Origin of the sequence: Pseudomonas siliginis, assembly GCF_019145195.1 — a bacterium.
In the GTDB taxonomy this organism is placed as follows: domain Bacteria; phylum Pseudomonadota; class Gammaproteobacteria; order Pseudomonadales; family Pseudomonadaceae; genus Aquipseudomonas; species Aquipseudomonas siliginis.
The window spans coordinates 343,399-357,181 of sequence record NZ_JAHSTW010000001.1; the positions used below are offsets into that span (position 1 = coordinate 343,399).

Annotated in this window: 11 protein-coding genes and 1 tRNA gene; 9 read left to right on the forward strand and 3 right to left on the reverse strand. The window is 59.8% G+C overall.

The window, feature by feature from the left end; translation table 11 throughout:
• Window positions 1-64: 64 nt before the first annotated feature.
• From KVG87_RS01490 to KVG87_RS01530, 9 genes are all read left to right on the forward strand, one after another.
• The gene (locus KVG87_RS01490) at window positions 65-1,768 is read left to right on the forward strand and encodes an amidase (RefSeq protein WP_217848827.1); all 1,704 of its coding nucleotides are present in this window, start codon (window positions 65-67) and stop codon (window positions 1,766-1,768) included.
• A 287-nt stretch (window positions 1,769-2,055) separates the two neighbouring features.
• On the forward strand, window positions 2,056-3,351 hold the full coding sequence (locus tag KVG87_RS01495; RefSeq protein ID WP_217848830.1) for an OprD family porin: 1,296 nt from the start codon (window positions 2,056-2,058) through the stop codon (window positions 3,349-3,351).
• Between the two features lie 226 nt (window positions 3,352-3,577).
• Window positions 3,578-4,231, forward strand: a complete 654-nt coding sequence (locus KVG87_RS01500) for a hypothetical protein (RefSeq protein ID WP_150635200.1) — start codon at window positions 3,578-3,580, stop codon at window positions 4,229-4,231.
• A complete protein-coding gene (locus tag KVG87_RS01505) occupies window positions 4,228-4,743 on the forward strand; it encodes a hypothetical protein (protein WP_024013038.1) in 516 nt (171 codons plus the stop codon). Before KVG87_RS01500 ends, KVG87_RS01505 begins: the two co-directional genes overlap by 4 nt.
• Before the next feature lie 8 nt (window positions 4,744-4,751).
• The gene (locus KVG87_RS01510) at window positions 4,752-5,261 is read left to right on the forward strand and encodes a hypothetical protein (protein ID WP_024013039.1); all 510 of its coding nucleotides are present in this window, start codon (window positions 4,752-4,754) and stop codon (window positions 5,259-5,261) included.
• Window positions 5,262-5,724: 463 nt separating this feature from the next.
• On the forward strand, window positions 5,725-6,084 hold the full coding sequence (locus KVG87_RS01515; protein WP_150635198.1) for a DUF6124 family protein: 360 nt from the start codon (window positions 5,725-5,727) through the stop codon (window positions 6,082-6,084).
• Between the two features lie 341 nt (window positions 6,085-6,425).
• On the forward strand, window positions 6,426-6,671 hold the full coding sequence (locus KVG87_RS01520) for a type II toxin-antitoxin system ParD family antitoxin (protein ID WP_016770738.1): 246 nt from the start codon (window positions 6,426-6,428) through the stop codon (window positions 6,669-6,671).
• Window positions 6,664-6,954, forward strand: coding sequence for a type II toxin-antitoxin system RelE/ParE family toxin (locus KVG87_RS01525; RefSeq protein ID WP_016770737.1), 291 nt, complete (start codon window positions 6,664-6,666; stop codon window positions 6,952-6,954). Before KVG87_RS01520 ends, KVG87_RS01525 begins: the two co-directional genes overlap by 8 nt.
• Window positions 6,955-7,297: 343 nt before the next feature.
• Complete coding sequence (locus KVG87_RS01530) at window positions 7,298-9,583, forward strand: hypothetical protein (protein ID WP_217848832.1); 2,286 nt, start codon at window positions 7,298-7,300, stop codon at window positions 9,581-9,583.
• Window positions 9,584-9,740: 157 nt separating this feature from the next.
• On the opposite strand, the gene KVG87_RS01535 is transcribed toward KVG87_RS01530, so the two are convergent.
• From KVG87_RS01535 to selA, 3 genes are all read right to left on the reverse strand, one after another.
• Window positions 9,741-9,836, reverse strand: a tRNA-Sec gene (locus KVG87_RS01535).
• A gap of 5 nt (window positions 9,837-9,841) precedes the next feature.
• Window positions 9,842-11,758 (reverse strand): selenocysteine-specific translation elongation factor, encoded by a 1,917-nt coding sequence (gene selB, locus KVG87_RS01540; protein ID WP_217849370.1) that lies wholly within the window; start codon window positions 11,756-11,758, stop codon window positions 9,842-9,844.
• Window positions 11,755-13,167, reverse strand: a complete 1,413-nt coding sequence (gene selA / locus KVG87_RS01545; RefSeq protein ID WP_217848834.1) for an L-seryl-tRNA(Sec) selenium transferase — start codon at window positions 13,165-13,167, stop codon at window positions 11,755-11,757. The genes selB and selA overlap by 4 nt, the downstream gene beginning before the upstream one ends.
• Window positions 13,168-13,783 lie beyond the last annotated feature (616 nt).

Consider the following 13,783-nt stretch of genomic DNA (forward strand, 5'->3'; position numbering starts at 1 on the left):
GCCGTGCAACGAGAACCGCTATGAAAACCTCTGCCCAGAACATCCACGCTCAACAGGTGACCCGATGATGGAAGTCACCGAAGTCTCCATTGCCCAACTGCGCGCCGCCCTTGAATCCGGCCAGACCACTGCTGTGGAGCTGGTGCAGGCCTATCTGGCGCGCATTGATGCCTACGATGGCGCCGACACCCCGACGGCACTCAACGCCGTCGTCGTGCGCAACCCCGAAGCGCTGAGCGAAGCCCGCGCCTCCGACGCCCGCCGCGCCAACGGTGAAACCCTCGGCCCGCTCGATGGCATCCCCTACACCGCCAAAGACAGTTATCTGGTCAAGGGCCTGACCGCCGCTTCCGGCAGCCCTGCGTTTGCCGATCTGGTTGCCCATCGCGACGCCTTCACCATCGAGCGCCTGCGCGCTGCCGGGGCGATCTGCCTGGGCAAGACCAACATGCCGCCGATGGCCAATGGCGGCATGCAACGCGGCGTCTATGGCCGCGCTGAAAGCCCGTACAACGCTGACTACCTGACCGCACCGTTCGCCTCCGGCTCGTCCAACGGCGCCGGCACCGCGACCGCTGCGAGTTTCGCTGCGTTCGGCCTGGCTGAGGAAACCTGGTCGAGCGGCCGTGGCCCTGCGTCGAACAATGGCCTGTGCGCCTACACCCCGTCGCGCGGGGTGATTTCGGTGCGCGGCAACTGGCCGTTGACCCCGACCATGGACGTCGTCGTGCCGTTCGCGCGAACCATGGCCGACCTGCTCGAAGTGCTCGACGTGGTCGTCGCCGAAGACCCGGACACCCGTGGCGACCTCTGGCGCTTGCAACCTTGGGTGCCGATCCCGCGTGTCAGCGAAGTGCGTCCGGCTGCGTACAGCGAACTGGCCGCAGATGCCAAAGCCCTGGCCGGCAAACGCTTTGCCATCCCGCGCATGTACATCAATGCCGACCCGGACGCTGGCACCAGCGAAGCCCCCGGCATTGGTGGCCCGACCGGCCAGCGCATCAACACCCGCACGTCCGTGATCGACTTGTGGCAGCAGGCACGTCAGGCCCTTGAGGCCGCTGGCGCCGAAGTCATCGAAACCGACTTCCCGCTGGTCTCCAACTGCGAAGGCGACCGCCCTGGCGCGCCAACCGTGTTCACCCGTGGGCTGGTGTCGAAAGAATTCCTCCACCATGAACTGTGGGATCTGACTGCTTGGGCGTTCGACGACTTCCTGCAGGCCAACGGTGACCCGAAGCTTAATCGTCTGGTAGATGTCGACGGGCCGAAGATCTTCCCGCACGACCCGGGCACCCTGCCCAACCGCGAAGGTGATCTGGCCGCCGGCATGGACGAATACGTGCGCATGGCCGAACGCGGCATCACGCCGTGGAATGAAATCCCTACCGTGCCCGATGGCTTGCGCGGTCTGGAGCAGACCCGACGCATCGACCTCGAAGACTGGATGGACCGCCTCGGTCTCGACGCCGTGCTGTTCCCGACCGTCGCCGACGTCGGCCCGGCGGACGCCGATGTCAATCCTGCTTCGGCCGACATCGCCTGGAGCAACGGCGTCTGGGTGGCCAACGGCAACCTCGCGATCCGCCACCTCGGCGTGCCAACCGTCACCGTGCCCATGGGCGTGATGGCCGACATCGGCATGCCCGTCGGCCTGACCTTCGCCGGCCGCGCCTACGACGACTCGAACCTGCTGCGCTTCGCCGCCGCCTTCGAATCCACCGGCAGCAAACGCCAGATCCCAACGCGTACACCGCCGCTGGCTTAATGCACTGTGTCAGCTCCCACAAACCCTGTGGGAGCTGGCTTGCCAGCGATGGCGGCCTGACAGCCGCCACATTCTAATTGACTACCCCGACTCAAATTGTAGGAGCGAGCCTGCTCGCGAAAGCGCTGTGTCAGTCAGCATTTTTGTTAACTGACACTCCGCATTCGCGAGCAGGCTCGCTCCCACAGGTTTTGTGGTGAAAGCTGCCAACTCAGCACATCAACCCAATCCTCTTTGTTCCCAATCTTCGATCATCAGCGCCATCCTGATTACCACCGGCCCTGACCATGATCAACCGCGCGCCCTCCCGCCTCACCCTGCTTGCCATGCTCTGCGGTCTGACCGGCACCGCCCATGCCAGCGGCTTTTTCGACGACGCCAAAAGCGATGTTCTGCTGCGCAACTTCTACCTCAGCAACGACTACCGCTCGCCCACGCCCTCCGGAAAAAACTACAAACAGGAATGGGCACAGGGCTTTATCGGTAACTTCTCATCCGGTTTCACCGAGGGCACAGTCGGTTTCGGCATCGACGCCCACGCTTTCGCCGGCCTGAAACTCGACGGCGGCAAGGGCCACTCCGGCACCGGTCTGCTACCGGTCGACAGCGATGGTCGCAGCGAAAACAACTATTCCAGCGCCGGCGGTGCGTTCAAGCTGAAGGTCTCGCGAACCACCGTCGCCTTCGGCGAAATGACCGTGGAAACCCCAGTCTTCGACACCTCCGACAAACGTCTGCAACCGGAATACGCCACAGGCTTTTTGCTCAACAGCGCCGAGTTCGACAACGTCAATCTGGTCGCCGGGCACTTCACCGCGTTCAAGAATCAGGATAGCTCTTCCGGCCAAGGCGACTTCTACGGTTACGGCGCCAACACCGAAGCAGGCGGCATCAGTTTCGTCGGCGCCGACCTGTTCGGCAGCAGCCCGGTCGGCGGCGCACTCTACGCCTCAGAACTGAGCGACACCTGGCATCAGTATTACGGCAACCTGCATTTTAAACAGTCCGGCGTGCTGCTCGACGCCAACCTCTACCACACCCGCGACACCGGCCGCGCAGTGGCCGGCGAGATCGACAACACCGCCTTCAGCCTCTCCGGCAAATACAGCTTCGGCGCGCACGCGGTGATGCTCGGTTGGCAGCGGATCAATGGCGACACGCCGTTCGATTTCGTCGGTGGCGACTCGATCTACCTCGCCAACTCGATCAAATACGCCGACTTCAACGGCGCCAACGAACGCTCCTGGCAAGCCCGCTACGACCTCGACCTCGGCGCCTTCGGCATCCCCGGCCTGAACTTCATGACCCGCTACGTCAGCGGCAGCCACATCGACGGAACGCACGCGCCGAGGGGCGGCGCCTACAACCCGTTCGACGCCGACAGCGGCGACTATCAACCGCAACAAGGCAGCGGCGGCAAACACTGGGAACGCGATATCGACCTGAAGTATGTAGTGCAGTCCGGCACCGCGAAGGATCTGTCGGTGCAACTATCCCACGTCACCCACCGCGCCAACGAAGCACAGGCTGGCGATGATATTGACCGGATTTACGTGGTCGTTCAGTACCCGCTGGGTTTTTGAGGTAACACGATCAACCCGCCCACAGGTTCCTGCGTCGGCCACAAACCATGAGTTTGCTCCTTGAGATCAAAATCAAATGATTTCAGCGTACCGCAGCGCCTACAGTAGCTAGCCAAGTGCCATCACCTCGTTTATTCTGCGCCCCCGCATAAAAAGCCAAGCCAGGAAGGCATTGATTGACCTTCCTGTTTGTAGTCAATCAACGCAAGCAGATTCAGGGATGTACATGTTTCAGCTATTCAAACTCGGAGCGGCCGTCGTGCTCGCCGCGACGCTCAGCGGCTGCATTACCGAAAGCGCTTCCTGGGTCAGCGAACCCTTGCAACCCAAGGCAAGCGAGCCAGTCAGTTATCTCGTTGGCTCAATCGGGCCGCAATCACTCAAGCAATCAGCCGCTGACAACCAGCGAATCTTTTTCCGCAAACGCGGTTCCGAATATGGTGCGGCCGGCGTCTGGAAAATGGCCGGCGCTTACTCCACGCCGCAGGATGTTCAGGACGGTGTCGGCGCAGCGAGCGTATTCGTGCTTCCCCTGAAGCCGGGCGATTACGAGTTCTATGATTTCCAGTTCTTTTCCGCACGTTATCAACCTGGGCTAGGCACTGTTTTCACCTCGAGAGAGGCGCGGGAAAAATTCAACCTGCCGATGCGCCTGGAACCCGGCAAGGCCTATTACATCGGCGAGTTCCGTTCGTTCTGCCTGACCGCCGGTTTCTGCGCGTTCCGCTGGAGTGATCAGAACGCCCGCGATGCGCTGATTGCGCTACGTCTGGCGCCAGGATTGCCAACGCTGCAACCGCTGAAACTCGACCTGAACAGTGCTCAGCCCTACATCTTCACCGGCCCCATTCCGGGTATTGCCGTGGACGCCAAACCATGAAAAAAATCATCGCCCTCACTGCCGCCGCTCTGTTGACCGGTTGCGCGGCGACCAACACCTTGCCCGAGCGCACGCTTACGGACGCTCAGGATTATCTGCAGCCGATTCACGTTATGGTCGACGACCCGGAAAACGGCTCCAGCCTGCGCAACCACCTGCGTCAGACCGGTGTGTTCCGCACCATCGAAACCGGCAGCGGTAAAGCTGACGAGTACAACGTGCAGGTCAAACTCAATGTGGAACGTCACCTGCCGCCGTTTCCGGTGATTCTGCTGAGCACCGCGACGTTGTTCTTGCTGCCGCTGTCGAACGAATTCGACACGCAAACCGAATTCACCGTGTACCAGGGTGACAAGCGACTGAAGCAATACACCTATCGCAACATCACTCAAAAATACGTCTGGCTACTGGATCAGGGCGGCGAGATGCGCGAACAGAACCTCGGCCGCATTGCCCGCGCCTTCGCGCAGGATGTGCAGCAGGACCGGCTGATCCCGGCAGTCGCGCAATGAACCGCGCGATGATAAAAGTCGCCGGCCTGCTCTGTGCCTCACTGATGCTGGGCGGCTGCGCCAACACCTTGCAACCGCTCGATTACCATGCCGATCAGGCCTACGTGCCGGTCACGCTCGGCATGGGGCCGGCGTATACGCGCATCGACGAGCAGCATCAGCGCGAAACCGTCAGCGTCCTGAAAAAGACCGGCGCGTTCTCGATGCTCGACGGCGGTTACACCCGCAACGGCTACAGCCTGTTGATCACCGAACCCAGCGACGGCAAGGTCAATTGGCTGGCGCTGGTCAACGTTTTCACCCTGTTCACCTTCCCGATGCCCTACCACTACCAGGACAACCTGCGCGGCTCGGTCTTCAAGGATGGCCAACTGCTCAAAACCTACAACTACTCCCGCGAAGGCTGGAGCGTGATGACGTGGTATGTGCCGATTCCCGGGGTCGAGAACAAACGGCAGATGCTCGATCAGTTGTTGGTTGAAATGGACCGGGACAAGTTGATTCCGTATCAGCCATAAGGTTGGGTTTTGGGCTGGTGCGGTGGACTGCGGCGCAATGAATTGCAATGTGGGAGCGAGCCTGCTCGCGAAGAGGCCATCAGGTTCGGCGCAATTCTTTGATTTAAACGAAGCTGTTTAAAAGACACCTGCGGATACGGTCTCAAGGCTACAAATCCTTGCGCCATTGCCTACAGCCAAGCCAGAATCCGCCGGCTTGTGCGCCTTGGGGGCGGGTTCTATTGTGGTGCGGTCGCTGACGAATCAGCGATCGGGTTTAGCGATCCGACTCATTACAGACGCACCAATGCCCAGTCTCAATTGCATTTTTCGATCTGCACTTGATGTCATGGTGGCTGTGCGTGGGAGACCTTCGGGTCTACCCGGGGGTTTCTGTGACCCGGATCGCTAACCTGCGTACAGCCGCCACCTTTACTTGTTTAGCGATGAGCCGTGGCGGCTAAATCAACCACGGAGTCTCACCATGATCAAACCAACACCCAACCCACCCGAAACCGATCCCACCTCCCCCTACGAATCCCTCGACTCCAAAAAACTCCACGAAGCCGCCGATCGCGCCCTCGACCACTACCTCTGCCCACCCGGCTCCACCCCGCCACCCTTCAGCCCCCGCGCCATGTACGCCGTCACCGCCGACACCAAAAACGAAGACTTGCTGGCCAATGCCTGCGAAACCCTCGCCTCCGCCAAAACCATCGCCCAGGAATTCGCCGGACTGGTCAAGCCATCGCAGCGCCGGACGCTGATGGGGATTGCGCAACTGATCATGCTCGGGGAACTGGCGGTGAATCGGGTGCTGGATAATCTGGAATTGCCGGGGTAATGCGGGCCGGCTGAGTTATGCGATGCCCGTGCCGGCCTCTTCGCGAGCAGGCTCGCTCCCACATTGATCCTGGTCGGACGCAAACTTTGCGACCACTGAAGGAACCTGTGGTAGCGAGCCTGCAAGCGATCACAAAGGGGAAGGATTATTTAACCCGATGGATGTGCTCGGGCAGCAGATTCGGTTGCGGGTCTGAAAATGCAGCCTGCGGCAGTTCGAGTGATATACGCATGAGCTGCCGAAGGCTGTGATTCGTTCTTGTAACGGCTAGGCTCATACTCGTTAGCGCACCATTAGTATGATAGTTTGCGCAAAGTTCCCCATCCGCAAAGGGCCCGATCATGGCTACCGTACGCAAAACCATAACCGTGACTGACCAGCAAGACCATTGGATCAAAGCTCAAATAGAAGCGGGACATTACACCAACGACAGCGAATATATCCGCGATTTGATCCGTCGAGAGCAAGAGCGAAACGCTGAACTGGAAACCGTCCGCGCAGCCCTTCGAGAAGGAGAATCCAGTGGTGCCCCCCGGCCTTTCGATGCTGATGCTTTCAAAAAGAGAATGTTGAGGGCGCATGGCTGAATACCGACTTACCCCCGCCGCCGAAGCGGATCTTGAGGCTATCTGGACTTATACAGCTCAACAATGGGGTTTGGATCAGGCCAATCGCTACATCGACATCCTGACTGCGTCTTTCGAGCAGTTGGCTGATCGTCCCAAAACAGCACCCGCATGCGACGCGATCCGCCCCGGTTACCGACGCTGCAGCGTGGAGAGTCACGTGATTTATTTTCGAATCACTGCCTATGGGATCGCGATAATCAGAATTTTGCATGACCGGATGGAAGCGCAGCGTAATCTCTAACCTTCTCGTATCACCGAAAATCAAAAGATCGCAGCCTTCGGCAGCTCCACAAATCGATGTAGAAGCTGCCGAAGGCTGCGATCTTTGCTTTTGGGAGACTGGCGGAAGACAGCCGGAGTCGAACCTGCCCGGGAACGGATGCCGTCCCCAACCGGGTTTGAAGCCCGGCCGCGCCTCTGGTCGTGCGCCGGCAAGGGGCAGCGTATCGTCGAAAACAAACCAACCGTCCGTCGCAAATCCGCCCTCCACTGTCAGATCTGACAGTAGCCAACTTCCCCCACCGGGTATCTGATATCTCCATCCCGGCCAGCCCTCCGTGGCCGTCTCATCAGGAAGGTGTGCGATGGACAATGCTCAATCCGACAACGACGTCATGACACTGCATCCCGTGAAAATATACCTGGCGACCGAGGGGGTTATCAGCGACCCGCCAGCCATACCCCCCATACACGCGTATGGCTTGCCATTGCTGATATTCAGGGAACTCACACGCGATGGAGTCAATGCCGCTGGTGTGCAGGTGGTGGTCGATCCACCTCTGGACGTTGGTCAATATGTCGACATCCGGCTCTACATCAACGGTGTGCAGAGCGGCGTTCCACAGCAAGTCGTCAACGAGAGAATGACCTTCAACGTGTTCCAGAGGGAGTTTCGCGACGGCATCATCAACAAAATCCAATACATGCTGAAAAGCATCGCCGGCAATGAAAACAAATCCATCGAAGCGTGGGCGCTCTACAACGACACGATGCCCGGCGGCAATGATGTGCCTGGCACCGGCGATCATCCGGGGCTGCTGATCAGCCTGCCGGAAGAGCTCGGGGATCCGGCAGTGATTGACAAAGATCAGGCTGAGAAAGGCGTACTCCTGAAGTTCGATTACCCTTATTGCCGAGCCTACGATGCGGTGGAATACGAGATCAATCGCCAGCGTTTCACTCACAGGGTGACGCCGGAAGAAGCCGGCAAGCCGTTCTCGGTGCTGATTGATTACGACAGGCTGAAAGAAATCGGCAGTATCAACAACTGTCCGTTCTCCTACACCGTGATTGATCAACTGAAAAATCCGACCCACAAAAGCCGCTGGTCGAAGTTCATTTTTGCCAACATTGATCTTGAGCGCACATTTCTGCCCAAGCCACTCTTGCGCGAAATTGCGGACGATGACATGGACGATCCCGCGCTTGTGGACCTCGAAAAACTCGACGGTCGGCCGCTATTGATCGTCATTTCTCCCACTACCTCGCATTTTCAAAAGGGCGACACGGTCAAGGCGTTTTATCGACTGAACGAAGCGGCCGAGAAATCGACTCAACCGGGCGTGATCTCGGACAAGTTCGGGGTATTACAACCCTGCATTCTGGAACTACCCAACGATCAGCTGACTTCCGGCGCACGCTTGCAGGTGCGGTTTGAACTGGAACGGCCAGCGGGCAACGTCATTGGTCATTCCGGAACGGCTGAGGCCGAGATCATTGGCGAAGCGGCGCCGGATCTGGTAGCGCCCATAATCAAACAGGCACCAGGCAACAGCCTGGATCCGCTTGCAGCGAAAGATGCGCTGACCACCCTGGTCTTCGATCCTTCCATTCAGCTCAATGATGTCATCGAAGTGCGTTGGACCGCCGCCCCGGGCGTTCCCGCCGATGGATCCGATACCTCGCCGCCTCACGTGGTCAGAGCATTGGGGACGCAGGAGATTGCGCTGGATAACAAGGTGCTTGCGTACAGTTTCGGCAGGAACGTCACTGTGGATTACAGCAAGACAACCGGGTCTGAAACCCGGGATTCCCTGCCACTGACACTGAGCGTGCAGGACATTGCCGACGGCCATCCCGGATTGCCCACGCCGACGATTGATCGGGTGACGGGAGATGTGCTGGATCCTGCGGATTTGTTGCCGACGGATCATACGCGGACGACGGCTTGGCCGTTGATTGCTGTGGGGCAAAAAATGTGGCTGACCTATACCGAACTTAAATCTGACGGCACCGTGGGATTTGTTGAAGAAGCTTATATAGGAAGATCAGTAACAACGGATGATATGGATGGTATAAAGCATCCAATTCCGCTGGCTGGCTTGAGCAAAATTGCAGATGGATCAAAACTTGTAATCAGTGTTGAAGTGACTTTTGACGGAAGCATCGAACCCACTAATAAAATTGCATTTCCACTATCAACAATAAGCATCAGCTCTGAGGTCAACGACTTCACCACATTCACGAATTACGAAGCAAACGGATGGGAAATAGCAGCCCCAACTGGGTCAATAACTAAGCAGGGAGAGGAATATTTTGCACAATCGAGCTTTGTAGGGGGCACGCACCAGTTAATGCTGATAAAGTCTTACCAAAGCATTCGAAGCGGCAAGACTTGCACGCTAAGTTTCGATCATCGCAACGCCGCACAAGTTAGATTCATGATAATTACGGGATCTCAAAATTCCTCCCCCCAGTACATAAGGATCGGTTATGCAATACTGCCCGCCACAAGCACTTGGAAAAACTTTAATATAAAGTTCTACCTCGGACTACCAGGAACGGACTTCTATTCGACTCTGCAAATATATTACGTAGACAACCCCTTACAATTAGACAATATTCGTTTGCAGACGTTTAGACAGCCATAGCTCGGTGAGATTGGATATCTAGGCAAGTCGAGAAGACATATCTTTCTTTGGACGCCTCTTTCTGAAACCAACTTTGATAATATCTCATTCCGTGGTAACACTTGCTTAAAGAAAATGAGAACAGAGCAAACGAGCTTCTTCGTAGATGATCATAAACTGGCGGAAGACAGCCGGAGTCGAACCTGCCCGGGAACGGATGCCGTCCCCAACCGGGTTTGAAGCCCGGCCGCGCCACCGGGCGCGATTGTCTTCCTGAACTCAGGGTGCGCAGGCGTCAGCCAGCGCGTTGTCTGGGCGGATCTGGCGGGATTCGCCGAGGCGGCGGGTCAGGCCGAGTCGGTCGAAATATTCCAGATACTGAATACAGCGTTTGCGTCCCAAGCCTAGCGCATCGCGGAAGGTTGTCACTTGAATCGACGGATTTTCTTCGGCGAGTTTCAGCAGTAGCGCCGCCATTTGCCGCAGGACGATGTCGCTGATAAACAGGTCGCGCACCACCTGGTGCATCAGGCCCAGCCGTGCGAGTTTGCGCAGCAGCAGGCGGACACTGGCGTCGTCTTCGCCGAGCATTTTCGCGGCGTCGCGTACCCACGGTGGGTCGAAGCCGGCCTGTTCGAACAACGGCTGTAATTGCTGCCAGAGGGTCTCGTCGTCGGCATTCAGGCGCACCTGATGATCGGGCAGGTGCAGCCAGGGGCCGCTGGCGAGGATGGAGCCGGCGTTGAGCAGTTCGTCGAGCAGGCTGATGAACGTCGAGCGTTCCAGCGCCAGAGCGCTGAAGCGGCGCAGGCGATCGCGGTCCGGCCCCATCTGGTCGGGTTCCTGTTCGTGGAATCGCGCCAGTTGTTCGAGCAAAGTGAATTTCAACTGGCCCCAGCGCTGGACGTTGAACAGCAGCGGGCCTTGGCGGGTGTCGATCAGGCGGATGTTTTCCGCCAGCGTCCACTGCGCGCGCGGGCGGTTGAACTGGCGTTCGAGGCGTTGCGGGTCGAGGCCGCCGGGGCTGTGGTTGAGCAGTGCCGGCAGGGCCTGTTCGAGGCTGACGCTAAGGGCAAGGGTTTGCAGTTGCGCAAGGCGTTCCGGGCTGCGGCGTTGGCGCGCCGGGGCGAACGGGTCAAGGACAACGCCGCCGCCAAGGGTGCGCTGGGCGCTGGCGTCGCGCAGGATCAATCGATCGCCTTTCACTGCGTGCACCGGCGCGTTGATCAGCAGTTGCGCGAACATGCGCTCGCCGGGGCTCAGGCGCGGGCCTTGCAGTAGGGCGACGCGGGCGATGACATCCTGGGTGCCGAGGTGCAGATGCACTGGGTGAAAATGTTCAAAGGTGCGCTCGCCGGGCAACAGCTGAAAGTCGATGTCGATGCGCTGGGTCGGGGCGTGCAGCCAGTCCGCCAGCAGCCATTGGCCACGGTGGATCTGCGTCAGTTCCAGACGTTCGCCGCTGAGGTTCAGCGCCACGCGCTGACCAGCGAAGGCCTGTTCAGCGGCCTGGTTTTGCGCGTGCAAGCCCCGGATGCGTACCGATTTGCCGGCAGGCGCCAGAACCAGTTTGTCGCCCACTGCAACCGTGCCCGATAGCGCCGTGCCCGTGACCACAATCCCCGCACCCGCGACGCTGAACGCCCGATCAATCGCCAGGCGAAAGCCGCCGTCGCAACTGCGCGCCTGCACCTCGTTTTGCGCCTGCAATAATGCCGCGCGCAACTCATCGACGCCCTGCCCGTTCACGCTCGACACGGTAAAAATCGGCGCATCGGCGAATGGCCCGGGCGCGAGCACATCGAGCACCTGACGCTGCACCTCTTCCACCCTGCCCGCTCCCGCGCGGTCGCATTTAGTGATCGCCACCAGCGCGCGCGGGATGCCGAGTAGTTCGGCGATCGCCAGATGTTCGCGGGTCTGCGGCATCACGCCGTCGTCGGCCGCGACCACGAGCAACACCAGGTCGATGCCCTGTGCGCCGGCGAGCATGTTGTGAGTGAATTTTTCGTGCCCCGGCACGTCGATGAAGCCGGTCAGCCCGGCGCCCGCTTCTAGCTCGGCGTAGAGATAACCGAGATCGATGGTCATGCCGCGTTCGCGCTCCTGCGGGCGGCGGTCGCCGGTTTGCCCGGTCAGCGCTTGCAACAGCGAAGTCTTGCCGTGGTCGATGTGCCCCGCTGTGCCGACGATCACCGGTCGACCTGCAATTGCGGCAACTGCGCCAGCCACGCTGGCTCATCGTCGAGCTGACGCAGATCGAGCCACAGCGCATCGTCGCCGATTCGCCCGAGCACCGGGATCGGCAAACCGCGCAACGCCGCTTCGAGATTGAGCAGATAACGCCCGCGCCAGCGCTTGGATACTTGCGGGCGACAACACAGCGCTGCACTCGGCAAGCGCGCCACCGGTTGGCTGCCGCTGCCGATCATGCCCAACGCCTCGACTGCACTGACCTGCCAGACCTCGCCCAACACATCGGCGAGCAGCGGTTGCAAACGCACAGCCTGAGCATGAATCTCGGCTTGCGGCCGAGTCAGCAGGCGCAGGCTCGGCAGACGCTCGGCGAGGCGATCCGGATCGCGGTACAGACCGAGCACCGCCTCCAGCGCGGCCAAGGTCAATTTATCGACCCGCAGTGCGCGCTTCAGTGGATTCTTCTTGATCTTCGCGATCAGTTCTTTGCGCCCGACGATCAACCCGGCCTGCGGCCCGCCGAGCAATTTGTCGCCGCTGAAGGTGACGATGTCAGCGCCATCGAGCAATGCCTGACGCACCGTCGGCTCCGCCGGCAGCCCCCAGCGCGTCAGGTCAAGCAGACTGCCGCTGCCCAGGTCCTCCAGCAACGGCAAGCCATGAGCGTGTGCCAACTCGGCCAGTTCCGCAGTCGCCACCCGCGCGGTGAAGCCTTCGATGCTGTAGTTGCTGGCATGCACGCGCATGATCAAACCGCTGCGCGGACCGATTGCCGCTTGGTAATCCCGGGCATGGGTGCGGTTGGTGGTGCCGACTTCGTGCAGACGCACGCCGGCCCGGGCCATGATGTCGGGGATGCGGAAAGCGCCGCCGATTTCGATCAGCTCGCCACGGGAAATGATGCCTTCCTTGCGCGCGCCGAGGCTGTTGAGCGTGAGCAGCACGGCAGCGGCATTGTTGTTGACCACGGTGACGGCTTCGGTGCCGGTCAGTTCGCGGATCAGGCCTTCGATCAGGTCGTCACGATCACCGCGCTTGCCGCTCGCCAGATCGAATTCGAGATTGAGCGGATAACGTGCGGCCATTTGCACCGCTTCGATGGCTTCTTCGGGCAGCAAGGCGCGGCCGAGATTGGTGTGCAGCACCGTGCCGGTCAGGTTGAACACCCGACGCACCTGGCTGCGCTGCTGTTGCGCCAGGCGTTCGCCGACGCGGCCGGCGAGCACTTCGGGGCCGATCTCCACAGCTGCCAATTGTCCGCTCAATACGCCGGGCCGCAGCTCATCAAGCAACTGACGCAGACCCGTCAGCAAAGAATCCCGGCCGTAACGCTCGGCCAACGGCGCGCACGCCGGATGACGCAACAACCCATCAATGGACGGCAACCGCAAGGCAACGCTGGAAGACATCAGCCACTCCTGATTTCACTGAAACAATCCCTTTTGGGAGCAAGCTTGCTCCCAAAAGGGTTTCAGAAGTGTAGACGCACTGCCGGAGCGAGCCTGCTCGCGAATGCGGTGTGTCAGTTGGTGTGGATGTGGCTGACCCGCCGCCTTCGCGAGCAGGCTCGCTCCCACAGGGAAATCGGGGTCTGACCGGGCTTTGTGATTCGGCACATAGACTTGTGGGAGCTGGCTTGCCAGCGATTGCGGTGGGTCAGTCAAAGAAGGCGGTGGATGTGCCGACCGAATCGCTGGCAAGCCAGCTCCCACAGGGATTCGGGTGGAATGAACATTGTTGGTCACCACAAAACCTGTGGGAGCGAGCCTGCTCGCGAATGTGGTGTGTCAGGCAGTGTGGATGTAGCTGACCTGACGCCTTCGCGAGCAGGCTCGCTCCCACAGAGAAATCCGGGGCTGACCGGGCTTTGTGATTCGGCACACAAATCTGTGGGAGCTGGCTTGCCAGCGATTGCGGTGGGTCAGTGAAAGAAGGCGGTGGATGTGCCGACCGAATCGCTGGCAAGCCAGCTCCCACAGGGATTCGGGGCGGAATGAACATTGTTGGTCACCACAAAACCTGTGG